The sequence below is a fragment of the Aeromonas sp. FDAARGOS 1417 genome (assembly GCF_019046985.1).
GTDB lineage: Bacteria > Pseudomonadota > Gammaproteobacteria > Enterobacterales > Aeromonadaceae > Aeromonas > Aeromonas veronii.
Genome location: NZ_CP077221.1, coordinates 40,197 through 63,261 on the forward strand (window position 1 = coordinate 40,197; position 23,065 = coordinate 63,261).

Below are 23,065 nucleotides of genomic sequence, written 5' to 3' on the forward strand. Positions count from 1 at the left end.
CAGTTTTTTTTAAACACCTGTTTTTTGGATATGGTTAAGTTGATGTTTTTTATTGCTTTATTGGGTTGGTATAAAAGCTCTACGCAGATGGTTATGCTCCTGCTTTTTCCCATCGGACAACGGCTAATTTGGGCCGTTACCCTGCCCCTCATTTTGTAACTTATTACGTAATAAAATTACAAATGCAAAAACAAATCCCGACCTAACTCCAGGCTTTGCCAAAACAGCCGTATAAAGCGCGTTTGAATGTGGCAATGAATGTTTTGCTAATGCTAGACCTGATTGGTGAACGTGCGTTTTAAACTTGGTGTGGTGATGCAGGCTCTCTTGGCACCAGCGGTTGCAGCGATGGAAAGTGAAGCGCAATAACGTAGGTTTGTATCAGTTGTCGGGGGGAATGCCGGAGAGGGAAGGGGGAGATACATCAGTCAATAATACTGCCATCCTTGATAGAATTAGCAGTTTGTCGTTTTTTGCAGATTTCTCGCCAAGGGTGTGAAACTGAGTGTGTTGTACAGGCGATGCCCCAGTGATTGAGCGGCCATCTGGCCGGGCTCAATAGTCATCATCCGGTTCGGCCAGATCGATCACATCCAGCTGGATGACCTGTTCATTTTCGCTTTCGGTGTGGCAAGGGGTGTCGTGAGGAACGGAATAAAGCGTAATGGCGGGTGCGAAATCGGTGTTCTGGTTCATGCCTGGTCCTGTGTTGCACGCAAGCCGGACAGTGATCCCTTCACTCGTGTTTCCACCTCCCTGTGTTGTCTACCGGCGGAAAGTTGCGCATCTTAATGAGTTCGGCAAAAAGATTCAAGTGGTTCTGAGTGTTTTTTGTTCTTGGTAGGCTGGCGTTGTCAGGAGGATAAATCGGAGGCAAAAAAATAGCCCAGTCGTTTGACTGGGCTATTCTCGGGGAAAATGGTCGGTGTGAGAGGATTCGAACCTCCGACCCTCTACACCCCATGCAGATGCGCTACCTGGCTGCGCTACACACCGACGGAGTCAGACTCGGCTGACGGGGAGGAAGTCTAATAGCATGGCCAAACGGGTGCAACTCCTTTTTTATCATAGAGATGCTGATTGCTTCTTTATTGCTCAGTCGGGATGCGGCTTGGGTCTGACGTGCAGATTTGGCATAATCGCCGCCCTGTCACCGCGAGCTATCATGCCTGCTATCTATGGAATTATCTGACAGATGTGGATAGCTGGAATGCAAACAGCACAATTGAACAAGATAAAGAGGGGATGGGCGTGAAACCATCAGAGGTCCCAGAAATACCGAGCCAGGCACAGAGTCAGACCGAGCAGGACGAACAGTGGATGCGCCATGCCATGGCATTGGCTGCCCGGGCCGAAGGGATTGGCGAGATCCCGGTCGGTGCCGTACTGGTGCTGGATGGTCAGGTGGTGGGAGAGGGGTGGAACCGCTCCATCAGCGAACACGATGCCTGTGCCCATGCCGAGGTGATGGCAATCCGGGCGGCGGGCAAGCAGCTGGCGAACTACCGCCTGCTCGACACCACTCTTTATGTGACGCTGGAGCCCTGCTGTATGTGTGCCGGTGCGCTGATCCATAGCCGGGTCAAGCGGGTGGTTTACGGCGCCCGAGATCTCAAGACCGGTGCCGCGGGGTCGGTGTTCGAGATCTTGCAGGACCCGCGCCACAATCACAGCGTCGAGCTGACCGGCGGTGTGCTGGCCGATGCCTGCTCGGCCCAGTTGTCGGCCTTCTTCAAGCGCCGTCGCGCCGAGAAAAAGGCGGCCAAACTGGCGCTGCAACAATCAAACGATACCCTTTCCTGAACCATTCGGGGGCAGCGCAGGCTGCCCTTGCTGATTATCTGTATAAATATCCCTTTATAAACAATATATTACGCTCGCCCGCCTTCGAAGGGATCCCCGCCCATTTTTCCGCTAACAACCTCTGTTAAAGCGTTCTCGATGTAACAAAACTGTCATGCAACCGCCATATAATGCCGCGAAGCCTAGCTTACATTGAGGTCTTGCATGTCATCGGAATCGTTAAACCTGGTCATGGCGGGCAGTAGAAAACGCCGGATCAAGGATAAATTGGCCAAATATGGCGTCACCACAGGCGGAGCCCTGGTACTGGTGGCGCTGCTGCTTATCTTCTTTTATCTGCTCTATGTGGTGAAACCCATCTTCAATGGCGCCTCCATGGAGCCGACCGCCTCGTTTACCCTGCCTGCCGCAGGGAAGACCGCCTGGCTCGGCGTGGAAGAGCAGAACGAGATCGGCTATCGCTTCAGCGATAAAGGGCAGGTCAACTTCTTTGCGGTGCAGGGAGATGACAAGATCAAGGTCGGCCAGTCACTGGGTCAGGCCCAGGTTGCTGGTGACATCTCCACGGTAGCGACCCCTGCTCCTGGTCAGCGGCTGATCGCCTACGGCTTTGCTGATGGCAAGGCGCAGGTCGTCCAGCCAGCGTTCAAGGTTTCCTATCCCAACGATGTGCGGGTGATTGAACCCAGCCTGCAATATCCCTTCGGCGAAGAGCCGGTGGTGATCGACCCGCAAGGGAAGGCACTGCAACTGATGGTGTTCGAAGCCACCAAGGACAAGATGGCGACCGCCGCCGTGACCGAAGATGGTCGTGGTGTGATGACGGTGATGAGCGGTGAGGAGAACTTCATCTCCGGGGAGATTGAGTGGAGCAGTGAAAACTACACGATTCCCTCCCTGCCGCGCCATGTGGATCAGATGTTGCTGACCCCTAATCTGCGGATCCTGTTCGTGCGCGAGGGCAATCGCCTCTCCGTCTATGACATTCATAACCTGAGCGAAATCTCCCTGCGCAACGTGTTGGAGATCAATGCCCCCAACGCCAATGTGACCCGGGTTCAGCTGCTCTCCGGCGCCTCTTCACTGCTGGTGGGTAATGACAACGGCGTGATTTCCCAGTGGTTCGAAGTGGCGAAGGATGGCAAACGCCAGTTCACCCAAATTCGTGACTTCAAGGGCGATGGCGCGGTAGATCTGCTGACTCCCGAGCACTTTCGCAAAGGCTTCATCAGTGCCGACAAGGATGGCATCATCAGCTTCTTCCACGCCACCGGCGAGACCAAGCTGCTGACCGAGACGGTGGAAGGGGGCGAACTCTCTGCTCTGGCCATCTCCCCCCGTCACAACCTGTTGCTGATGCAGCAAGGGAACAGCTTCAAGCTCTTCTCGGTGGAGAACGAACACCCCGAAGTGACCTGGTCTGCCCTCTGGCAACAGGTGTGGTACGAAGGGTATCCGGAGCCCCAGTATGTGTGGCAATCCACCTCCGCCAGCAACGACTTTGAAGCCAAGCTGAGTTTGGTGCCGCTGGTATTCGGTACGCTGAAAGCCTCTTTCTACGCCATGGTGTTTGCTGTGCCGCTCGGCGTGGCCGGTGCCATCTATACCGCCTACTTCATGTCGGCGGGGCTGCGCAAATACGTCAAGCCGACGGTCGAGATCATGGCGGCGCTGCCGACCGTTATCCTGGGCTTCCTGGCGGGTCTGTGGCTGGCGCCGATCATCGAGGGTGCGTTGCCCGGGGTGATCCTGCTGCTGATATTGCTGCCGATGGGAATGTTGCTGACTGCACTGCTCTGGAACTATTTGCCGGAGCGCGGCAAGTCCTTGCTGCCGGAGGGGTGGCACGCCATCCTGCTGATCCCGGTGCTGCTGCTGATTGGCTGGGGTGCCTTCGCCCTGAGCCCGCTCATCGAGAATGCCTTTATGCACGGCGATTCGCGCATCTGGCTGACTCACGAAATGGGCATCAAGTTTGACCAGCGCAACTCGCTGGTGGTCGGTATCGCCATGGGCTTTGCGGTCATCCCCACCATCTTCTCCATTGCTGAAGATGCGGTCTTCTCGGTGCCCAAGCATCTGACCCAGGGCTCGCTGGCACTGGGGGCCACCCCGTGGCAGACCCTGAGCCGGGTGGTGATCCTCACTGCCAGCCCGGGCATCTTCTCGGCGGTGATGATGGGCCTTGGCCGCGCCGTGGGCGAGACCATGATCGTGCTGATGGCCACCGGCAACACCCCCATCATGGACTTCTCCATGTTCCAGGGGCTGCGCACCCTCGCCGCCAACATCGCGGTGGAGATGCCGGAATCGGAAGTGGGCAGCTCCCACTATCGGGTACTGTTCCTCGCGGCCTTCGTCCTGTTTGTGTTCACCTTTTTGTTCAACACCCTGGCCGAGTTTGTCCGTCAGCGGTTGCGTGAAAAATACAGCTCGATGTAAGGGGCGACTCTGTAATGGACAAGGAATCGACAATGGGTAAGTGGTTTAAATCAGGGGCCCCCTGGATCTGGATGACCGGCGGTGCCGTCAGCCTGAGTCTGGTGGCGGTACTGGGTCTGCTGCTGCTGATCGGCTGGCGTGGTCTGGTCTACTTCTGGCCGCACCCCATCTATGAGTGGCAGCTGGAAGACGCCAGCGGCAACAAGAGCGTACTGATAGGCGAGATCAACGATCGCGAGCAGGTACCGGTAGAGCGACTGCGCGCCGCAGGTCTGGCGCTGGAAGGGGAAGAGCGCGAGCTGCTGACCCGCTATCTGGTCAAGACCGGCAACCGCGAGTTCGTTGATCTCGATTTTCGCTGGGTGCTGGAGACGGACATCAAGTCCCAGAGCCAGCCGGCTGAGCTGGCCATGGTTGAGCGTGCCACCAACGGCAACTTCTATGGCTATATCGTCGGGGTGAAAGAGGATGGCCGCGAGCTCACCTCTGATCTGCATCCTGCCCTGCAGCGGGTGCTGGCGCGAGCCAATGCCCTCTCCGAACAGGCCAACGACCTGCAAAAAGGGGACATCGGCAGCATCAACTATCAACTGGAGCGGCTGCGCCTGAAAGAGCGCAAGGCCGAGCTGGATGACAAGCTGACCGAGCAGCTCAAAGCCGAACTGGCCAGCGAGCGTCAGGCCCTCAACGATCGCTATCAGGTGCTGGAAAAAGAGCTCTTCTCCTTGCGTAGCCAAGCCGATCGCGACGCCATCACCGTCAAGGATATGCGTGGCGAGCTGGTGACCATGCCGATGTCCAAGGTACTGGACGTGGTATGGCCCAACGACATGAGCCTGCTGGCCAAGGTGGGTCACTGGTTCCACCAGATCGGCAAGTTCGTCTCTGACGATCCCCGTGAAGCCAACACCGAGGGCGGGGTGTTCCCGGCCATCTTCGGCACCGTGTTCATGGTGTTCCTGATGGCGATCATCGTGACCCCGCTGGGGGTGGTGGCGGCAGTCTACCTGCACGAATACGCGGGCAAGAACAGCCTGACCAAGATCATCCGCATCGCGGTGATCAACCTGGCGGGCGTGCCATCCATCGTCTACGGCGTGTTTGGTCTGGGCTTCTTCGTCTACACGCTGGGTGGCTCGCTGGACCAGCTGTTCTACCCGGAAGCGCTGCCGAGCCCGACCTTTGGCTCACCCGGCGTGATCTGGTCGGCGCTGACCCTGGCCATCCTGACCCTGCCGGTGGTGATTGTCTCCACCGAAGAGGGGTTGGCGCGGATCCCGAGCACCATCCGTCAGGGCTCGCTGGCACTGGGCGCGACCCAGGCCGAGACCCTGTGGCGCATTGTGCTGCCGATGGCGAGCCCGGCCATCATGACCGGCCTTATTCTGGCTATTGCCCGTGCAGCCGGTGAAGTGGCGCCGCTGATGCTGGTGGGGGTGGTAAAACTGGCACCGACCCTGCCGATGGATGGCAACTTCCCGTATCTGCATGTGGAGCGTAAGTTCATGCACCTGGGCTTCCACATCTATGACGTTGGCTTCCAGAGCCCTAACGTCGAGGCGGCCCGCCCGCTGGTCTACGCCACCTCCTTCCTGCTGGTGACGGTGATCGTGGGTCTGAACCTGACCGCTATCGGTATTCGTAACCACTTGCGCGAGAAATTCCGGTCGCTGGAGCATTAATCCGGCGCCGCTTGAGTGATACAAGAGTGAGATAACAGAGGGGCGGCCGAGCGCGAGCCGCCATCTCTCTGCACCAATACGTGAGGGGCGCCGGCAGCAGTCCGGCCACTCCAGATTGATTTTGAGGTAACAGATGATCAACGTAACGACCACGTCTACCCAGCACACCGCGCTGGACCTGCTCAACCTGACCCCGGAGCAGACCGCGCTCGAGGTGAAGGATCTCAACCTGTACTACGGCAGCAAGCAGGCGCTGTTCAACGTCAACATGAAGATCCCCAAAGGGCAGGTGACCGCCTTTATCGGCCCGTCAGGCTGTGGTAAATCGACCCTGCTGCGCTGCATCAACCGGATGAACGATCTGGTGGAGATCTGCCGCATCGAGGGGGAGATCCAGCTGCACGGCCATAACATCTATGACAAGAGCGTCGATGTTTCCGCCCTGCGCCGTCAGGTGGGCATGGTGTTCCAGCGCCCGAACCCGTTCCCCAAGTCCATCTACGAGAACGTGGTCTATGGTCTGCGCCTGCAGGGGATCAATGATCGCCGCACCCTGGATGAAGCGGCCGAGCGCTCCCTGCGTGGTGCGGCCCTGTGGGACGAGGTGAAGGATCGTCTGCATGACAACGCCTTCGGTCTCTCCGGTGGTCAGCAGCAGCGTCTGGTGATCGCCCGTGCCATCGCCATCGAGCCGGAAGTGTTGCTGCTCGATGAACCGACCTCGGCGCTCGACCCCATCTCCACCCTCACCATCGAGGAGCTGATCAACGAGCTCAAGAGCCAGTTCACCGTGGTGATCGTGACCCACAACATGCAACAGGCTGCGCGAGTGTCGGATCAGACCGCCTTCATGTATATGGGCGAGCTTATCGAGTACTCGGATACCAACACCATTTTCACCACCCCGGCCAAGAAAAAGACCGAAGATTACATTACCGGTCGTTACGGCTAAGGAGAGGAGAGGATGAATCTCAGCAAACAGATTGGCAGTCGGTTCAACGGCTAAGGCATAATCGGAGCAATCAAGGATTATTTGTATGGACAATATGAACCTCAATAAACACATCTCCGGTCAGTTCAATGCCGAGCTAGAGAGCGTGCGCAACCAGGTGCTGGTGATGGGCGGTCTGGTGGAGCAGCAGCTCACCGACGCCATCGCAGCGATCCACGATCAGGATCTCGATGCGGCCCGCAAAATCGTGGCCAACGACCACAAGGTCAACGCCATGGAAGTGGCGATCGACGAGGAGTGCACCCGCATCATCGCCAAGCGTCAGCCGACAGCCTCCGACCTGCGACTGGTGATGGCCATCATCAAGACCATCACCGATCTGGAGCGCATTGGCGACGTGGCCGACAAGATCGCCCGCATGCTGACCGACAACGCCAACAAGCCGCAGCCGCCGTTGGTGTCGCTGGAGAACATGGGCCGTCGCACCATCAAGATGCTGCACGATGTGCTCGACGCCTTCGCCCGCATGGATCTGGATGCGGCGCTGGCGGTCTACAAGGAAGATGACAAGGTAGACCGGGAGTACGAGTCCATCATCCGCGAGCTGATGACCTATATGATGGAAGATCCCCGCACCATCCCCCAGGTTCTCAACGTGCTGTGGGCGGCGCGGGCCATCGAGCGGGTCGGCGATCGCTGCCAGCACATCTGCGAGTACATCGTCTACTACGTGAAAGGCAAGGATGTGCGCCACACCAAGGCGGACGATCTGGGCACCCTGCTGGGCAAGGGCTAACCGGAAGTGAATAAAAAGGCGCGTGAAGCGCCTTTTTTGTTGCATAACTGGTCGGAGTAAGATAAAGCCCCCAACTGGCTGTTTTCTGATAGAATACTCCCCCTGTGTGAGTCCCGGATGGGCTCACGGTCCGGTCTCCCGGGCCCAGTTTGCCGTCTTGTGCTAAGGCGGGTGTAGCAATAGGTTAATCATGAGTTTTGCCGATAGTTTGTTCTTTTTAATGCTGCTGGTTGGCGGCAGTGTGTTCTTCTCCCTCTCCGAGATCTCTCTCGCCGCGTCTCGCAAAATCAAATTGCAGGTGATGGCGGATGAAGGCAATCGCCAGGCCGAAAAGGTGCTGGCCCTGCAAGCCCAGCCGGGCAACTTTTTCACCGTGGTGCAGATTGGCCTCAATACCGTCGCCATTCTGGGCGGTATCCTGGGTGAGTCTGCCCTCAACCCCGCCATCAAGGGGATTGTCTCCCAGTTCTACCAGGGCCCCTGGCTTGGCGAGATCAGCTCCGGTGCCTCCTTCGTGTTCGTCACCGGCATGTTTATCCTGATTGCCGACCTGATGCCCAAGCGTCTGGCCATGACCATGCCCGAGCAGATTGCCGTGGTGGTGGTACGCCCCATGCTCTTCTTCGTCACCGTGTTGATGCCGCTGGTGTGGGTCTTCAACGGGCTGGCCAACTCCCTGTTCCGTCTGATGCGCGTCTCCACGGTGCGCAACGACGAGATCACCTCCGACGATATCTATGCGGTGATGGATGCCGGTGCCGAGGCGGGGGTTATCCAGCGCGAGGAGCATCAGCTCATCGAGAACGTGTTCGAGTTGCAGTCCCTTGGTGTCACCTCTGCCATGACGGCCCGCGAGAGCCTCATCTACTTCACCCTGCAAGAGAGTGAAGAGAGCATCAAGGCGAAGATCGCCGAGCATCCCCACAACAAGTTTCTGGTCTGTGACCACAACCTCGACAGTATCAAGGGCTTTGTCGATGCCAAAGAGCTGCTGATCCGAGTTATCGGTGGCCAGAGCATCGACCTGATCGGTGGCAACCTGGTGCAGAACGTCATCATCATCCCCGATACCCTGAACCTCTATGAGGCGATGGAGTACTTCAAGAATCATCGTGGCGACTTTGCCGTGGTGATGAACGAGTACGCGCTGGTGGTGGGGATTGTCACCATGAACGACCTGATGAGCACCGTCATGGGCGAGTGGGCGACTCACGTGGTGGAAGAGCAGATTGTGCAGCGGGACGAGAGCTCCTGGCTGGTGGACGGGGTCACCCCTATCTCCGACGTGATGCGCGCCTTCGATATCGAAGAGTTCCCCGAGAACCAGAACTACGAGACCATCGCCGGCTTTATCATGTATATGCTGCGCAAGATCCCCAAGCGCACTGACTCGGTCAAATACGCCGGTTACAAGTTCGAAGTGGTGGATATCGACAGTTACAAGATTGATCAGCTGCTGGTTACCCGGGTCGAACCGGCTGTGGCCGAGAAGCCAGCTCAGGAATCGTAAAAGGAGCGACATAAGAGTCATGAAGATGCAGTCTCATTCCCGTGCGCTGGCCTGTGTCGCGCTCGCCCTGGCACTGGGTGCCTGTAGTCAGAGTGCGCCGCGTAAAGCCACAGTGGTAGCCAAGCCGGTAACCCCCAAGCCTGCCGTGGTCGTGCCGCAGCCGGATCCCGATGCGGTGGTGCAAAGCGGCATGGTCGAGCCGAGCCCGGTCTTTGATGAGCAGTATCACGGCCCGGATCAGGGGTCGCTGGAGTCGGTGACCGCCCTGTTTGCCCGTGGCTACATCGAGTCCGCCATGCGTGAGACCATGCTGGCGGCGGTGCACAACGACTATCCGCTGCTCGGCATGCGGGATGTGCGGTTGACCGATCCGGTCTCCAAATTCCTCACCTCCGAGCATGCGGCCACCACGGCCCATGACTACCTCTATGCGGGTGTGCAGCGTCGTCTCGGTCGTCCGCTAAGCCCTGCCCAGTGGGAGCAGATCTGGCGCGGTTTGCCGCAGCAGGGTCGGGTCTCCGACTGGGTCAAACAGATTAAGCGAGTGCTGGCCGGGCGTTAAGTTACCAGCGGATCAAGATAGTGATGAGGCCACCTTCGGGTGGCCTCTTGCATTTCTGCGTTTGCCTCGCCGTTTGCACGCTGATTGCTGCTGATACTGATTGCCGCCCGTGGCACTTTGCTTTATCTTGTCTTGGACATCTAAACGTCCATATGTTTTTATGGCTGCATAATAAAAGGGCTTCACAGGATGAAGCAGGACGATCTGCAGCGATTCGATGTGAAACCGCAGATCAACAAAACAAACAGATAAATACGCAAATAAACAACGCACATAACTAAGAGACACGACAGATGGAAACCAGGGAATTGTGGGTGCTGGATGGGGGCATGGGGCGCGAGCTGGCACGGCGGGGGGCACCGTTTCGTCAACCCGAGTGGTCGGCGCTGGCCTTGATGGATGCGCCAGAGACTGTGCGTGACGTGCATCAGGCCTATGTGGCGAGCGGGGCCAGGGTCATTACTACCAACAGCTATGCACTGGTGCCGTTTCATATCGGCGATGAGCGTTTCTTTGCCGAAGGGGAGGGGTTGGCGGCGCTGGCCGGTCAGCTGGCCCGCGAAGTGGCTGACGAGCAGAAAGGCGCCGTGCAGGTGGCGGGTTCTCTGCCACCGTTGTTTGGCTCCTACCGTGCCGACTTGTTCAAGGCGGACAGGGTGAGCGAGCTGGCGACGCCGCTTATCCGGGCGCTATCCCCTTATGTGGATATCTGGTTGGCCGAGACCATGAGCCTGATTGCCGAGCCACTGGCCCTGAAAGCGCTGTTGCCTGACGATGGCAAGCCGTTCTGGGTCTCCTTCACGCTGGAAGATGAGGCGCCTGGCAACGAGCCGCGACTGCGTTCCGGCGAGCGGGTGGCCGATGCAGTGACCGCGCTGGTGGCGGCCGGGATCGATGCCATCCTGTTCAACTGCTGTCAGCCCGAAGTGATCGAGGGGGCGCTCAAAGTGGCCGGTGACGCTTTGCAAGAGCAGGGCCGCACCGATATTCGGCTAGGTGCCTATGCCAACGCCTTCCCGCCGCAACCCAAGGAGGCCACCGCCAACGACGGACTGGATGAGATCCGCGCCGATCTGGGGCCGCTGGATTATCTCGGCTGGGCCGAGCGCTGGCGCGCGGCTGGGGCGAATTTGATCGGCGGCTGCTGCGGCATCGGCCCCGAGCATATTCAGGCGCTGAGCCGCCGGTTGCGCTAAGGAGCTTCCATGAAAGAGAACAAGATTGGGCTCTGGTCTCTCACCGCGCTGGTGTTCAGCTCCATGGTGGGGGCGGGGATTTTCAGCCTGCCCCAGAACATGGCCGAGGTGGCAGGCGCCCGCGCCGTGCTGATCGGCTGGGGCGTGACGGGGGTGGGCATCCTGGCGCTCGCCATGAGTTTTCTCTATCTGTCGCGGTTAAGGCCAGATCTTGACGGCGGTATCTACAGCTACGCCCGCGCCGGTTTTGGCGAGCTGGTGGGATTCTTCTCCGCCTGGGGTTATTGGCTCTGCGCCACCATCGGCGTGGTGGGCTATCTGGTGATCGCCTTTGCCGCGCTGGGCAGCTTTGTCGACACCCCCGAGCAGATCTGGTTTGGTGACGGCAATACCCTGGCGGCGTTTGTCGGCGAGTCCTGCATCCTCTGGGCTGTGCACCTGCTGGTGGCCCGCGGCGTGCAGCAGGCGGCGCTATTCAATCTGGTGGCGACCCTGGCCAAGAGCCTGCCGCTGCTGCTGTTTATCCTGTTCGCCTGCTACTGGTTCGATCCGGTCACCTTCGCGGCGGATCAGCAGGGCAGCACCCTGGCGGTGCCGGTCTCCGAGCAGGTGCGCAATACCATGCTGATCACCCTCTGGGTCTTCACCGGTATCGAGGGGGCAGCGGTGTTGTCGGCCCGCGCCCGAAATCGGCGGGATGTGGGCACGGCCACCGTGCTTGGGGTGCTATTGGCGCTGCTGCTCTATGTGCTTATCTCGGTGCTGGCGCTCGGAATATTGAGTCGGCCCGAGCTCGCAGCGCTGCCCAACCCCTCCATGGCAGGGCTGATGGCCCAGATGACCGGCTCCTGGGGCAAGCTGCTCATCAGCGTCGGCCTTATCGTCTCGGTGCTCGCCTCCTACGTGAGCTGGACCCTCTTCTCGGCGGAGGTGCCGTTCAGCGCAGCCCGCCACGGTGCGTTTCCCGCCATCTTCCGGCGCCAGAACCGCAATGGGACGCCTATCGCCTCGCTCTGGCTCACCAGCTTGACGGTGCAGACTTGCCTGCTGCTGGTGTGGCTGCTCGGCAAGGGCTACACCAGTCTGCTGCTTATCTCCACCTCGATGATCCTGGTGCCCTACCTGCTGATCGGGCTGTTTCTGCTCAAGCTCTCGTTCAGCAAGAAGGGTGAGGGTGGGCAGGGCCGCAGCCTGATGCGGGCGGTGGCACTGGTGTCGAGCGGTTACGGCTTCTGGCTGCTCTATGCCGCTGGGGTGGAGTATCTGCTGCTGTCGTTGTTGCTCTACGGGCCGGGTCTGCTGCTGTTTCTCTACAGCCGTCGTCAGCTGGGCGCAGATCTTTGCCTGAGTGGTCGCGAGCGGCTGTTGGCCGGTGTGACCTTGTTGAGCCTGATCCCCGCCGTCTGGTCGTTCGCCCATCTCTGACATCGAAGATGTGACTGACCATAAAAGAGAGCGCCGCCGTGGCGCTCTCTTGTTATCAGGGACTGGTTATCAGGGGCTTGCTATCCGGGAGTTGCTATTCGGGGCGAAGGCTCAGCGGCTGGCAGGCCCAGCCGGTTTGCCAAACAGCACTGCGAGCTTTTGTCGCCAGGGTAGGCCACGGGCGTCGCGCAGCATGTCGCGCCACTCATGGAAGGTGAGAGTGAGGGGGTTGAAGCTGTGGATCGGCTTGGTGATGCCAAAGCGACATGGCTCGGCCGGGTCTTCTTCCACAAAGGTGCCGAACAGCCGATCCCAGATGATCAGCACCCCGGCGAAGTTGCGGTCTATGTACTTGGCGTTGCTGGCGTGGTGCACCCTGTGGTGGGAGGGGGTGTTGAAGACCCACTCAAGCCAGCCGAGTTTGGCCACCACCTGGGTGTGGACGAAGAACTGGAAACCGAGGCTCAGTAGCACGGTGGTGACCACCGCCTCGGGCGGGAAGCCGATGACAATCATCGGGATCCAGAACAGCCACATGCCGGAGATGGGATACATCAGGCTCTGGCGAAAAGCGGTGGAGAGGTTGAGCCGCTCCGAGCTGTGGTGCACCACGTGGGAGGCCCACAGCCAGCGAACATGGTGGCTGGTGAAGTGGAACAGCCAGTAACAGAGATCCTGCAACAGGAACAGCAGTAGCACACTCCAGAGATTCAGCTCGATATCGAACAGTCGCCAGCCCCAGAGGGTGTCATAGAGATAAGCAATGGCGATGGCCGCCAGCGCGTCGCCCCCTTGGTGCATCAGGGCCAGGGCGGCGTTGGCGAACAGATCCCGCCACTGATAGGTGGCGGTGGGAAAGGCCGCGCCATGTTTGCGCAGGTAGAGCATCTCCCAGCCGATAAAGGCCAGAAAAACCGGGGAGAGGTAGAGCAAAAGCAGTTGCACATCCATATGCGGCCATCCATTCAGAGCAATTGCTCTCCAGCATAAAGGATGTGTTTAATAATTCATTAACATTTTTCTGCCAACGAAGAGATGGCATGAAATATGGCGCGGCAGCAGAGGAAGGCGCGCTGGATGGCTATGCTTGATGCAGGCTTTTTCAGGAGGTGCTGGCTTATGCGCGTCTGGTGTTGCTTGTTGCTGGGGTTGTGCATGATGGCGCACGCCAAGACCCGGGTCGAGATCCTGGCGGATGCCGCCTATCCTCCCTACTCCTGGCAGGAGGGGGAGGAGGTCAGGGGGATCTATGCCGACATCATCCGCGAGGTGACCTCTGCCATGCCTGACTATGAGGTGGTGCTCAAGCCCATGCCGTGGCGGCGCGGTCTGAGCATGGTGGAACAGGGGACCGCCTTCGCTATTTTTCCACCCTACTACATGCCCGACACCCGCCCTTATATGTGGCCCTACTCCCAGCCGATGCTGGATGAAGAGCTGGTGGTGATGTGCGGCGCCAGTGTGGCGGCCAATACCCCGCAGGCCAGGTTTCCGCTCGACTATCACGGTTTACGCTTTGGCATGAACGCCGGTTTTGCCGTCGGTGGCGATGCCTTTTGGCAGGCAGTAAAAGAGAAGCAGATCGACGTGGAGGAGGTGAAAAGCAATCGGGAGAACCTGCTCAAGATTGTCCGCGGCCGGGTCGATTGCACTATTAATGATCGCCTCTCCCTGCTCTATGAGTTGCTCAACATGATAAAGGCCGATCAGCTGGCGGTGGCCGATATGTCCCTGCTCAAACAGGGGCCGGTGCTCAGCAAGGAGCAGGGGTTTCTCGGCTATAGCCGCAAGGGGGAGTACCCCTACAAACAGGCCTTTATCGACCAGTTTGACAAGGAGCTCTATCAGCTCAAAAAACGTGACGGGGTGAAAGTGATCGTGGAGCGCTATCTGGGAAAGTCCCCGCGCTGAGCCGATGAGATGGGCACTCGGGTTCAGCTGGGTTAAGCCTGCTCAGCGTGACACACAAGAAGAGGGACCTTGCGGTCCCTCTTCGTTTATCCAGCAGAGCATGTTGGCTACAGCACCTGACTCAAGAACTGGCGCAGACGCGGGGAGGGGGGATTGTCGAAGAAGTCGGCCGGTTTTTCATCTACCAGCAGTTCGCCACTCTCCATAAAGAGCACCCGATCCGCCACCTCGCGGGCAAAGCCCATCTCGTGGGTCACCACCACCATGGTCATCCCTTCGCGGGCGAGTCCCTTCATCACATCGAGCACTTCCCCCACCATTTCGGGGTCCAGCGCACTGGTGGGCTCGTCAAACAGCATGATGCGTGGCTGCATGGCGAGTGCTCGGGCAATGGCCACCCGCTGTTGCTGACCGCCGGAGAGTTGGGAGGGATAGCTGGCCGCTTTCACCGACAGCCCCACTTTCAGCAGCAGCGCCTTGGCCCTGTCTTCGGCCTCACGGCGCGACAGGCCACGCACCTTCTGCGGAGCGAGGCAGATATTATCCAGCACCGTCAGGTGGGGAAAGAGGTTGAAGGACTGGAACACCATGCCCACCTCTTCCCGCAGCTTGTTGACATCGCCCGGCTCGGTCAGGCAGATGCCATCGACCACGATATTGCCGTCGTTGATGGTCTCCAGCTGGTTGAGGGTGCGCAGGAAGGTCGATTTGCCGGAGCCACTGGGGCCGACGATCACCACCACTTCCCCTTCGGCCACCTGGGTGCTGACATTTTTCAGGGCGTGCACTTCGCAGCCGTAGAACTTCTCTACGCCGGTCGCTTTGATGATGGGATCAGTTGCTGCGCGCATATTTCACCTCCAGAAAACGAACCGGGAAGGCGAAGAGGGTGTCGGTGATGGCTGCACTTCTCGACGCCTGTTGCACCTTGATGATGGGATCAGTTGCTGCGTGCATATTTCACCTCGAGACGGCGTACCAGAAAAGAGAGGGTGCCGGTGAGCACCAGATAGAGCAGGGCCACGGTGAACCATACCTCGAACGGGCTGAAGGTGGAGCTCACCACCTCGCGCCCCGCCTTGGTCAGATCGGTGATGGAGATGACCGAGACTAGCGAGGAGTCCTTGATCAGGTTGATGAACTGGCCCGCCAGCGGTGGCAGTACCCGCTTGAACGCCTGCGGCAGAATGACATAGCGCATGGTCTGGGCGGAGGTCATACCCAGGCTGCGGCCCGCCTCCATCTGCCCCTTGTGGATGGAGCTGATACCGGCGCGGACGATCTCCGCCACATAGGCGCCGGTAAAGACCGCCAGTGCCGCGACCCCGGCGGTGAAGCGGTCGAGGTTCAGCACGGTGCCGATAAAGAAGTAGACGATGAAGATCTGCACCAGCAGCGGCGTGCCGCGGATGAGCTCAACGTAGGTGACCGCCAGATTGCGCAGGGCGGGATTGGGGGAGAGGCGCGCCAGCCCGGCCAGGGTGCCGAGCAGGATGGCGAAGATGCCTGCTACCAGCGAGAGCTTGACGGTGACCCAGACGCCCCAGGCGATGGGGCCTGCGGTCCAGCTCAGTTGGGTGTCGAGGGTATCGCCACGAAAAACGGTATCCCCTTCGGCGACTTGTACGCCGGTACTGGCAATGGCTTGCCGCACATTGGGGTCGAGATCGTCTTGCAGGAACAGCTTGCCCTTCTCGGCCTCACTGGTACCCACCATCACGGTGCCGTCAAATTCGGCCAGATTCTTCTGCTCCGCCTGATAGGCGATGTATTGGGGAATGCGTTCCCAGCGCCAGGTGTAATCCACTGACTGGACAGCCTTGTAGATGCCGAATACGGCAACCAGCAGCATCAGCAGGAAAACCCCATGCCAGAGTAGCTGATTGGGCTGTTTTTCCATCTGTCTTGTCGGTTTGGGTGTGTGCACAGTCACAACCTCTTCTCGTTATTGTGTGGGGAGCTGCGTGGTGCAGGGGCGGCATGTGCCGCCCCCCGGAGGTTATTTGAGCTGATTCAGCCAGGCGTTGGATTCGAACCACTTCTTGTAGAGACGGTCGTAGCTGCCATCGCCCTTGATCTGGCGCAGGTAGTTGTTGAACCAGTTGAGGGTGTCCTGATCCCCTTTGCGGATGGCCCAGGCCAGCGGCTCGAAGGTGAACGGCTTGTCGAGGTGCACCACGGCGCCCTGATTCTGGGAGGCAAAAATAGCGTTGTAGGGCAGGTCATAGACGAACGCATCGACCTTGCCGTTGATCACTTCCAGCTTGGCGTCATCCTGGGTTTCAAACTGCAGCAGGGTAGCTTTGGGGATCAGGCGCTTGACTGCCTGCTCGCCGGTGGTACCGAGCTTGACCGCGATCTTGTATTTCGGGTCGTTGAGGTCGGTGAAGGATTTGATTTCGCCCGCCTTCTCTTTGCGCAGGACTATGGTCTGGCCGACCACGATGTAAGGATCGGCGAAGTTGACTCGCAGGTTGCGCTGGGGAGTGACGGTCATGCCGCCCATGATGACGTCGAACTTGTTGGTCAGTAGCGCCGGAATGATGCCATCCCAGGCGGTGTTGACGAACTCGACCTTCACGCCCATCTCTTTGGCGACCATCTTGGCGAGATCCACGTCAAAGCCGATGTACTGGCCCTGCTTGTTGGTCATCTCGAAGGGTTGATAGCCCGCATCGAAGCCGACTCGCAGCACACCGCGTTCGAGCACGGCATCCAGGGTGGAGGTGGGGGCAGGGGTCGGGGCCGCCGTGGCGATCCCGCAAAACAGCAGGGTAGAAAGAATCAGTTTTTTGATCATAAGTGACGTCTCTGTCGGTGGTGTGTTCGGCCTTGAACCTGATCCCGTGCGACTCCGTGGCACAAGAGACTGCTGCATCCGGCAACAGGCAAGACAGGATGAATGTCTTGAGCGGGACAAAAGCCCCATATGAGATGCTATGAATAGTGGTTGAGTGAAAAATGTACCAAAAACAGATTGTGTCAGAAGACTCAACAGGTTAGAGACATTAATTGCTCATGGCTTCATTCATAAAATCACACGAAAACAACATATCTATCTAATTGAGTGGGTTCAAGCCCAAATTATCCCCAAGACATTTTGTTACAAAGCCTGGGTGCCGCTTGCGGCTCTTATTGAGTTGCTGGGCCCCGTAAGAGGCTTTTTATGGGGTTAAGACGAATACGCATTGGTGGGATATCACACGCATTGCTCTGTTTGTCAGCAAACGAACGGGCTTTATTGTGAAAACCATCAAGTCGCACTGGGTCTTGGCAAACGCTTCTCATATACTCAGTTACCCTCTCTGCATGGCTTTGGTATGGACGCCTCACTACTGCTTAAGCTGGATATTTTTACCTTGATGATCATGGCCTTGTGTGGCTATTCTCTTGGTTTCCTCACTCTTACCATCATTCGCGTTACCCACAACGATATTCCCGGCGTCGGGGTCTGGTGGTGGTCCAGTCTGTTTGCCATGCTGGGTCAGGCGGGATTTGCCAGTCTGCTGCTGACACCCACCCCCTATGGCTCCTGGGTGGGCAATGTGTTCCTGATTTTTCATGTGTCGTTGCTGCTGGTCGCCCAACGCTGTTTCTTCCGTCAATCGCCGGGCTGGCCTGTCTGCTGGGGATTCATCCTGCTGTTTGCCGCCATCATGACCTGGTCGGTCGCCATCGATGGCCGGATTGCGGTGCGGGTGATGATCAGCAGCGCCACTTTCCTCATGCTCAGTTCGCTCATCATCTGGCAGCTCTGGCGTCACGGTCGACCCGATTATCAGGTGGCGGTCTGGGTGCTGATTGGCCTCAATCTGGTGCTGATCGCCATGACCCTGATGCGGATGTTTACCGTGTGGGGCGAGGTGATCGAAAGCCCGTTCCAGCGTCAGCTGTTCAACGTGTTGCCCTATGTTTCCATGCTGGTGGGTAGCTCCATGCTCACCTTCGGGGTGCTGCTGCTCTGCAATCAGCACCGTGCGCTGGAGCTGCGCTATCAGGCCAGTCATGACCCGCTGACCGGCTTGTTCAATCGCCGTGGTTTTATGGAGTGTCTGGCCCGGGGACGCCCTGCACAGCAGGGGGCGCTGGTGGTGCTCGATCTGGATGACTTCAAGCAGATCAACGATCGGCATGGCCATGAGGTGGGCGATCGGGTGCTGGAGCGGGTCGGGTTGGCACTGCGCGAGCTGGAGGGCGTATTGACCAGTCGCTTTGGGGGCGAGGAGTTTGTGCTGCTGTTTCGCCATGCCACCGCAGAGGAGGCGATCGCCCGTTGTCAGTCACTGCGGGTTCAGCTTGCGGCCTGCGAGGTAGATGGGATCCATATCACCGTCAGCATGGGTATTGCTCACTGGCAGGGGGAGTGGCACTTTGACAGCCTGTTCAGCCGTGCGGATGACGCTCTCTATCGGGCCAAGCGGGAAGGAAAAAATCGGGTCTGTCAGGCTGCCTGATGCAGGAATCGGTTCAGGAATAAAATCAGGGCGCGGTGATCCGCGCCCTGTCTGTTTGCCGGCTATAGCTCGTCAGCTGCAACCCGCTACTCTGCATTCGTTTGAGGGGTTCTCGGTGCCTGCGCCTTGAGGAAGGGGAGCAGCAGCAGGGCCGAGACGCCCGCTGCCACCGAGATCACCACGAAGAAGCCGTTCCAGTGCCAGATCTCCATCACCTTGGCCAGCGGATAGCCTGACAGCGCCGCCCCCATATAAGCGAACAGCCCGACAAAGCCGGTGGCCGCCCCCGCCGAGTTCTTGTGGGAGCACTCCGCCGCCGCCATGCCGATCAGCATCTGGGGGCCAAACACGAAGAAGCCGATGGTGAAGAAGCAGGCCGCCTGCATCACATAGCTGAAGAAGGGCATCAGCCAGAGCGACCCCACCGCCAGCAGGATCCCCACCGCAAAGATGAGGTTCATCGGGCCACGGTTGCCGTTGAACAGCTTGTCCGATCCCCAGCCCGCCACCAGAGCACCGATAAAGCCCCCCACCTCGAACATGGAAATGGCCGAGTTGGCGCTCATCAGATTGAAGCCGCGCTGCTCGGTCATGTAGAGGTTGCCCCAGTCATTGATGGCGGTACGCACCACATAGACCAGTACGTAACAGCAGGCGAGCAGCCAGATATAGGGGTTGCCGAGCACATATTTGCGCAGGATCTGGCGATGGGAGAGCCCCGCATCCTGGGTCTGCTGGGCCAGCTCCATGGCATCCTTACGCCACTCGCCCACTGTCGGCAATCCCATGGCACTCGGGGTATCCTGCAGTCGCCAGCAGAGGAACAATCCCGCGATGATGGCGATAAGGCCGGGCACTATCATGCCGTAGCGCCAGCCATGTTGCAGGGCGATGGTGCTGACGATAAGGGGAATGAGCGCCCCGCCGACGTTGTGGGCAGTGTTCCAGGCCGACCACCAGACCCCGCGCTCGGTGCGCGAATACCAGCTGGTGAGCAGCTTGGAGCAGGGGGGCCAGCCCCAGCCCTGGAAGAAGGCGTTGGCGACCCAGAGGGCGGCAAACATCCAGAGTGCCGACGAGAGGCCGAACAGGATATTGATAACGCCGGTGGCCATCAGTCCGACACCCATGAAATAGCGCGGGTTGGCGCGGTCACTGATGATGCCGGAGAAGAACTTGGAGCAGCCGTAGGTGATGTAGAACAGAGTCCAAAGCATGCCGATGTCGGACTTGTCCAGCATGCCGCTCGCCAGCATGTCCGGCATGGCGAAGTTGAAACTCTTGCGAGTGAAGTAGAAGACCGCGTAGCCCAGATACATGGTCAGCAGCAGGTGCAGCCGCCAGTGGCGATAGGTGGCATCGATCTCGGCCTGATCCCGGATAAGGGGCCGGGGCGGCGCGCTTCTCATAAAACTCAGCACAGGCAGGCCCTCTGGTGGTGATTAGCCATGACTCTCTTCCCGTCTGCGACTGGGCAGGTTGACCGTCAGCTGGGTGCCGTGGATGCAGGAGAGTTGCAAACTGCCCCCTAGGGCCTGTACCCGCTCGCGAATGCCGAGCAGGCCATAGCCCTGCTGCGGGCGGCTTTCCGGCAGACCGCGGCCATCATCTTCCAGCACCAGTTGCAACTGCTCGCCGCTGGCCCGGGCGCGAATGGTGACCGAGTGGGCGTTGGCATGTTTGACCACGTTGTTGAGCCCCTCCTGACAGACCCGAAACAGGGTGACCCGCTGGGCATCGGAGAGATCGCCATCTACCAGCTGCCACTCCAGCCGGGTGACGATGCCGTGACGCTCCAGCTCCAGCTCCCGCAGCAGTGCCCGTACCGCCTGTTCCAGAGTCATGTCGTCGAGCTGGCGCGGGCGCAGCCGCCCGAGCAGGCCGCGCACCGCGTCGTAGATCCCGAGCGATAGTGTGTCGATCAGGGCGCTGCTCTGGCCCACCCCGGCGTTGTCGGGGGCGAGGCGGCGCACGATCCCGGCCTGGGTACGAATGGCTGTGATGGTCTGGCCGATGTCGTCGTGCAGCTCGCGCGCCACCTCCTTGCGGATGCTCTCCTCGGTCTCCAGCAGCCGCTCGGTGAGCTGGCGATTGTGGGCGAGCTGGCGCGTCAGCGCCTGATTAAGTTCGCGTTGGCGCTGGATCCCGGCACCCAGCAGCAGGCCGGTGAGGCTCTGGGCCAGCAGGGAGAGCAGCAGATCGAGGGGGTGATCGTGCCAGGCCTGACTGGCCAGCAGGGCGATGGTGTTCATCAGGGTGGCGAGCAGCGCCCCCTGCCAGCCGTAGCGCCATGCCATGGAGATGATGGGGATGGCCAGACAAAACGGGGTGAAGCGTACCAGCGAGTTGGGCAATCCCAGTTGCAGCCAGAGGCTCAATACGAACAGCAGCAGATACCAGACCAGATGGCGAAAGCGCCACTCTACCGGCTGATCCACCAGCGCAGGTCCCAGCGGCACCCAGGTGGCTCGGGTGAGGTAGTGCCAGATCAGCATGCAGGTGGAGGTCAGCGTCAGCCCGCCGGTCAGGCTGAGCAGCAGGGCCGAGAGGCCATCTTCCCCGGCCAGATGCCAGAGCAGGGCTTGCAGCAGCGCCGCCGCCGTGACGGTGGCGAGCAGCAGCAACAGTTGCTGCCAGTCGTTGCGCACCTGTTGGCGACGGGCAATCAGCAGCGGTATCAGGGTCAGCAGACTGCCCGCGACCAGCCAAGGCCAGTGGGGCAGCCCCACTTCCAGATTGAGCCAGTAGAGCAGCAGCCCTTCGCACAATAATAGCGGCGGCCAGTAGTGGCCCGGGCTTTGCAGCAGCAAGCCGAGGCGCAGGCCGAATGGGAACAGCAGCACCGCCAGCGCCGGGCCGCCCGCCAGATGCAGGCTGATGCTCCAGAGGCAAAACCAGCCGGCGGCAAAGATGAAGCAGGCCGCCAGCGCGATGGCGACATAGCTGACAAAACGGGAGATCACCAGCTATCCAGCATGCGGTGGGCCAGCTCGACGTTGTTGCTGACCTTGAGCTTGTCCATCAGGTTGGCGCGATGGACGTGAACCGTCTTGGGGGAGAGTCCAAGCTGCTCGGCGATGGCTTTCACCTCCAACCCCTGCGCCAGCAACTGGGCAATCTCCCGCTCCCGATTGGTGAGGGGATCCCGGCTGCTGCTGGCCAGTTTCTGGGCGATGTCCGGCGTAAGATAACACCCCCCCTGGGCGGCGGTGCGCACGGCAGCGATCAGCTCGTCCGGACTGCAGCGTTTGGAGAGAAACCCCTTGGCGCCGGTTTGCAAGGCCTGCTCGATGAGGGCGGGGCTGTCGTGTACCGAGAGCATCACCACCGCAAGGCCGGAGGGGAGCTGCTTGAGCAGATCCAGTCCCGACTGGTCGGGCATCGAGATGTCGCAGACACAGACCCGCGCCCCGCTGCCGGGCAGGCCGGCAAGGGCGTCGCTGGCGGAGCCGAATTCGGCGACCACCTGCAGGTCTGGCTCCAGATTGAGCAGTTGGGCAAAACCGGATCGGACGATCTGGTGATCGTCGATGAGGGCAATTTTTATCATGATGTCAGCCTGAAATTCGGTGCGTCATGACCATGACGCGGCCAACAAGATACCTGCCCCCCGAGTCAGGCTCAAGCAGCAGCAGGAAAAGGGGCTAAAAACCGGGGGGCAAGGTGCGTAAAGCTTGATCGGGATCAGCTGGCAAGGGCGAGCAAGCGGGCTGATCAACAGGGGGATGACCAGCCCGGGGGACTCAGCGGTGCAGCTCGCCGGCGCGCTCCGGCTGATAAACCACTTCCAGAATTTCGACCTCGATGGTGCGACCGGCCGGGCCCGGCCAGGCGATGCTGTCGCCCACTTTCAGACCGAGCAGGGCGCTGCCCACCGGCGCCAGTACCGAGATGTTGCTCTCGTCGCCCTTGGCATCGCGCGGGTAGACCAGGGTCAGGCAGAACTCGTTGCCGCTGCTCTGCATCTTGAAGCGTACCTTGCTGTTCATGGTGACCACGTCCGGCGGCATGTCGGCTGGTTCGCGGATCTCGGCGCGGTCCAGCTCCTCTTGCAGGGCCAGATGTTGCGGGTGGTTGCCAAGCAGTTGTTCGATACGATCCAGATCAAGGCTGGAGATAACCAGATGAGGTTGTTTCATAAGATATTCCTTATCAATAGCGGATAGGCCCATACCGGCGGGTGCAGGTTGGCCATCACGCAAAGTGTTACAAAAATGGATTCAACAGGTTCAATCGATTGAAAATGCCATGCCCCCAAGCGACTCGCGGCCGAAGGAGCGAGGCGGGGGCTCAGCAGGGTGTGAGCAAATGCGAGGAAATAGCGAGTATTTT

21 protein-coding genes and 1 tRNA gene are annotated in these 23,065 nt (G+C 59.5%); 11 read left to right on the forward strand and 11 right to left on the reverse strand.

Annotation, left to right across the window (positions count from 1 at the left end; translation table 11 throughout):
• Positions 1-555: 555 nt before the first annotated feature.
• Both I6L47_RS00200 and I6L47_RS00205 read right to left on the reverse strand, forming a co-directional pair.
• Positions 556-696 carry a hypothetical protein gene (locus I6L47_RS00200; RefSeq protein ID WP_005334106.1) on the reverse strand — a complete coding sequence of 47 codons (141 nt, stop codon included), beginning with the start codon at positions 694-696 and terminating at the stop codon, positions 556-558.
• 223 nt (positions 697-919) lie between these two features.
• A tRNA-Pro gene (locus I6L47_RS00205) sits at positions 920-996 on the reverse strand.
• Between the two features lie 255 nt (positions 997-1,251).
• Between I6L47_RS00205 and tadA the strand changes: the two genes are divergently transcribed.
• The 9 genes from tadA to I6L47_RS00250 all read left to right on the forward strand — a co-directional run bounded on the left by tadA (position 1,252) and on the right by I6L47_RS00250 (position 12,368).
• Positions 1,252-1,803, forward strand: coding sequence for a tRNA adenosine(34) deaminase TadA (gene tadA / locus I6L47_RS00210; protein WP_080768589.1), 552 nt, complete (start codon positions 1,252-1,254; stop codon positions 1,801-1,803).
• A 204-nt stretch (positions 1,804-2,007) separates the two neighbouring features.
• Positions 2,008-4,245, forward strand: coding sequence for an ABC transporter permease subunit (locus tag I6L47_RS00215; protein WP_216948362.1), 2,238 nt, complete (start codon positions 2,008-2,010; stop codon positions 4,243-4,245).
• 32 nt (positions 4,246-4,277) lie between these two features.
• Complete coding sequence (gene pstA, locus I6L47_RS00220) at positions 4,278-5,927, forward strand: phosphate ABC transporter permease PstA (protein WP_216948363.1); 1,650 nt, start codon at positions 4,278-4,280, stop codon at positions 5,925-5,927.
• A gap of 133 nt (positions 5,928-6,060) precedes the next feature.
• Positions 6,061-6,879: a phosphate ABC transporter ATP-binding protein PstB gene (gene pstB / locus I6L47_RS00225; RefSeq protein ID WP_005334102.1), complete on the forward strand. Its 819-nt coding sequence runs from the start codon at positions 6,061-6,063 to the stop codon at positions 6,877-6,879.
• 85 nt (positions 6,880-6,964) lie between these two features.
• Positions 6,965-7,675 carry a phosphate signaling complex protein PhoU gene (phoU, locus tag I6L47_RS00230; protein WP_005334097.1) on the forward strand — a complete coding sequence of 237 codons (711 nt, stop codon included), beginning with the start codon at positions 6,965-6,967 and terminating at the stop codon, positions 7,673-7,675.
• Positions 7,676-7,865: 190 nt separating this feature from the next.
• Complete coding sequence (locus tag I6L47_RS00235; RefSeq protein ID WP_216948364.1) at positions 7,866-9,185, forward strand: hemolysin family protein; 1,320 nt, start codon at positions 7,866-7,868, stop codon at positions 9,183-9,185.
• A 19-nt stretch (positions 9,186-9,204) separates the two neighbouring features.
• The gene (locus I6L47_RS00240) at positions 9,205-9,747 is read left to right on the forward strand and encodes a hypothetical protein (RefSeq protein ID WP_183042113.1); all 543 of its coding nucleotides are present in this window, start codon (positions 9,205-9,207) and stop codon (positions 9,745-9,747) included.
• A gap of 293 nt (positions 9,748-10,040) precedes the next feature.
• Complete coding sequence (locus I6L47_RS00245) at positions 10,041-10,943, forward strand: homocysteine S-methyltransferase family protein (protein ID WP_216948365.1); 903 nt, start codon at positions 10,041-10,043, stop codon at positions 10,941-10,943.
• A 9-nt stretch (positions 10,944-10,952) separates the two neighbouring features.
• On the forward strand, positions 10,953-12,368 hold the full coding sequence (locus I6L47_RS00250) for a basic amino acid/polyamine antiporter (RefSeq protein ID WP_216948366.1): 1,416 nt from the start codon (positions 10,953-10,955) through the stop codon (positions 12,366-12,368).
• 111 nt (positions 12,369-12,479) lie between these two features.
• Here the strand turns inward: I6L47_RS00250 and I6L47_RS00255 are convergent, their stop codons facing one another.
• Positions 12,480-13,319, reverse strand: coding sequence for a sterol desaturase family protein (locus I6L47_RS00255; RefSeq protein ID WP_216948367.1), 840 nt, complete (start codon positions 13,317-13,319; stop codon positions 12,480-12,482).
• A 168-nt stretch (positions 13,320-13,487) separates the two neighbouring features.
• Between I6L47_RS00255 and I6L47_RS00260 the strand changes: the two genes are divergently transcribed.
• Positions 13,488-14,279: an ABC transporter substrate-binding protein gene (locus tag I6L47_RS00260; RefSeq protein WP_005334089.1), complete on the forward strand. Its 792-nt coding sequence runs from the start codon at positions 13,488-13,490 to the stop codon at positions 14,277-14,279.
• Between the two features lie 107 nt (positions 14,280-14,386).
• On the opposite strand, the gene I6L47_RS00265 is transcribed toward I6L47_RS00260, so the two are convergent.
• The 4 genes from I6L47_RS00265 to I6L47_RS00275 all read right to left on the reverse strand — a co-directional run bounded on the left by I6L47_RS00265 (position 14,387) and on the right by I6L47_RS00275 (position 17,079).
• A complete protein-coding gene (locus tag I6L47_RS00265; protein ID WP_139472852.1) occupies positions 14,387-15,130 on the reverse strand; it encodes an amino acid ABC transporter ATP-binding protein in 744 nt (247 codons plus the stop codon).
• The gene (locus tag I6L47_RS22570) at positions 15,114-15,236 is read right to left on the reverse strand and encodes a hypothetical protein (RefSeq protein ID WP_005350727.1); all 123 of its coding nucleotides are present in this window, start codon (positions 15,234-15,236) and stop codon (positions 15,114-15,116) included. The genes I6L47_RS00265 and I6L47_RS22570 overlap by 17 nt, the downstream gene beginning before the upstream one ends.
• Complete coding sequence (locus I6L47_RS00270) at positions 15,220-16,179, reverse strand: amino acid ABC transporter permease (RefSeq protein ID WP_204418673.1); 960 nt, start codon at positions 16,177-16,179, stop codon at positions 15,220-15,222. The genes I6L47_RS22570 and I6L47_RS00270 overlap by 17 nt, the downstream gene beginning before the upstream one ends.
• A 99-nt stretch (positions 16,180-16,278) precedes the next feature.
• Positions 16,279-17,079: a transporter substrate-binding domain-containing protein gene (locus tag I6L47_RS00275; protein ID WP_005334079.1), complete on the reverse strand. Its 801-nt coding sequence runs from the start codon at positions 17,077-17,079 to the stop codon at positions 16,279-16,281.
• A gap of 520 nt (positions 17,080-17,599) precedes the next feature.
• On the opposite strand from I6L47_RS00275, the gene I6L47_RS00280 reads away from it, so the two are divergent.
• On the forward strand, positions 17,600-18,733 hold the full coding sequence (locus I6L47_RS00280) for a GGDEF domain-containing protein (protein WP_216948368.1): 1,134 nt from the start codon (positions 17,600-17,602) through the stop codon (positions 18,731-18,733).
• A gap of 86 nt (positions 18,734-18,819) precedes the next feature.
• Here I6L47_RS00280 and I6L47_RS00285 read toward each other — a convergent pair whose 3' ends face one another.
• The 4 genes from I6L47_RS00285 to rnk form a co-directional block, all read right to left on the reverse strand.
• The gene (locus tag I6L47_RS00285) at positions 18,820-20,154 is read right to left on the reverse strand and encodes an MFS transporter (RefSeq protein WP_216948369.1); all 1,335 of its coding nucleotides are present in this window, start codon (positions 20,152-20,154) and stop codon (positions 18,820-18,822) included.
• 21 nt (positions 20,155-20,175) lie between these two features.
• Positions 20,176-21,696, reverse strand: a complete 1,521-nt coding sequence (gene uhpB / locus I6L47_RS00290; protein WP_216948370.1) for a signal transduction histidine-protein kinase/phosphatase UhpB — start codon at positions 21,694-21,696, stop codon at positions 20,176-20,178.
• Positions 21,693-22,283 (reverse strand): transcriptional regulator UhpA, encoded by a 591-nt coding sequence (gene uhpA, locus I6L47_RS00295; protein ID WP_005334071.1) that lies wholly within the window; start codon positions 22,281-22,283, stop codon positions 21,693-21,695. Before uhpA ends, uhpB begins: the two co-directional genes overlap by 4 nt.
• A 193-nt stretch (positions 22,284-22,476) precedes the next feature.
• Positions 22,477-22,872, reverse strand: a complete 396-nt coding sequence (rnk, locus tag I6L47_RS00300) for a nucleoside diphosphate kinase regulator (RefSeq protein ID WP_005334070.1) — start codon at positions 22,870-22,872, stop codon at positions 22,477-22,479.
• Positions 22,873-23,065: the final 193 nt, after the last annotated feature.

What these genes read in the sequence shown, in the direction of transcription:
- I6L47_RS00200 (WP_005334106.1), bottom strand. Translation starts at nt 696, where the DNA reads ATGAACCAGAACACCGATTTCGCACCCGCCATTACGCTTTATTCCGTT.
- I6L47_RS00215 (WP_216948362.1), top strand. Translation starts at nt 2,008, where the DNA reads ATGTCATCGGAATCGTTAAACCTGGTCATGGCGGGCAGTAGAAAACGC.
- pstA (WP_216948363.1), top strand. Translation starts at nt 4,278, where the DNA reads ATGGGTAAGTGGTTTAAATCAGGGGCCCCCTGGATCTGGATGACCGGC.
- pstB (WP_005334102.1), top strand. Translation starts at nt 6,061, where the DNA reads ATGATCAACGTAACGACCACGTCTACCCAGCACACCGCGCTGGACCTG.
- phoU (WP_005334097.1), top strand. Translation starts at nt 6,965, where the DNA reads ATGGACAATATGAACCTCAATAAACACATCTCCGGTCAGTTCAATGCC.
- I6L47_RS00235 (WP_216948364.1), top strand. Translation starts at nt 7,866, where the DNA reads ATGAGTTTTGCCGATAGTTTGTTCTTTTTAATGCTGCTGGTTGGCGGC.
- I6L47_RS00240 (WP_183042113.1), top strand. Translation starts at nt 9,205, where the DNA reads ATGAAGATGCAGTCTCATTCCCGTGCGCTGGCCTGTGTCGCGCTCGCC.
- I6L47_RS00245 (WP_216948365.1), top strand. Translation starts at nt 10,041, where the DNA reads ATGGAAACCAGGGAATTGTGGGTGCTGGATGGGGGCATGGGGCGCGAG.
- I6L47_RS00250 (WP_216948366.1), top strand. Translation starts at nt 10,953, where the DNA reads ATGAAAGAGAACAAGATTGGGCTCTGGTCTCTCACCGCGCTGGTGTTC.
- I6L47_RS00255 (WP_216948367.1), bottom strand. Translation starts at nt 13,319, where the DNA reads ATGGATGTGCAACTGCTTTTGCTCTACCTCTCCCCGGTTTTTCTGGCC.
- I6L47_RS00260 (WP_005334089.1), top strand. Translation starts at nt 13,488, where the DNA reads ATGCGCGTCTGGTGTTGCTTGTTGCTGGGGTTGTGCATGATGGCGCAC.
- I6L47_RS00265 (WP_139472852.1), bottom strand. Translation starts at nt 15,130, where the DNA reads ATGCGCGCAGCAACTGATCCCATCATCAAAGCGACCGGCGTAGAGAAG.
- I6L47_RS22570 (WP_005350727.1), bottom strand. Translation starts at nt 15,236, where the DNA reads ATGCACGCAGCAACTGATCCCATCATCAAGGTGCAACAGGCGTCGAGA.
- I6L47_RS00270 (WP_204418673.1), bottom strand. Translation starts at nt 16,179, where the DNA reads ATGGAAAAACAGCCCAATCAGCTACTCTGGCATGGGGTTTTCCTGCTG.
- I6L47_RS00275 (WP_005334079.1), bottom strand. Translation starts at nt 17,079, where the DNA reads ATGATCAAAAAACTGATTCTTTCTACCCTGCTGTTTTGCGGGATCGCC.
- I6L47_RS00280 (WP_216948368.1), top strand. Translation starts at nt 17,600, where the DNA reads ATGGACGCCTCACTACTGCTTAAGCTGGATATTTTTACCTTGATGATC.
- uhpA (WP_005334071.1), bottom strand. Translation starts at nt 22,283, where the DNA reads ATGATAAAAATTGCCCTCATCGACGATCACCAGATCGTCCGATCCGGT.
- rnk (WP_005334070.1), bottom strand. Translation starts at nt 22,872, where the DNA reads ATGAAACAACCTCATCTGGTTATCTCCAGCCTTGATCTGGATCGTATC.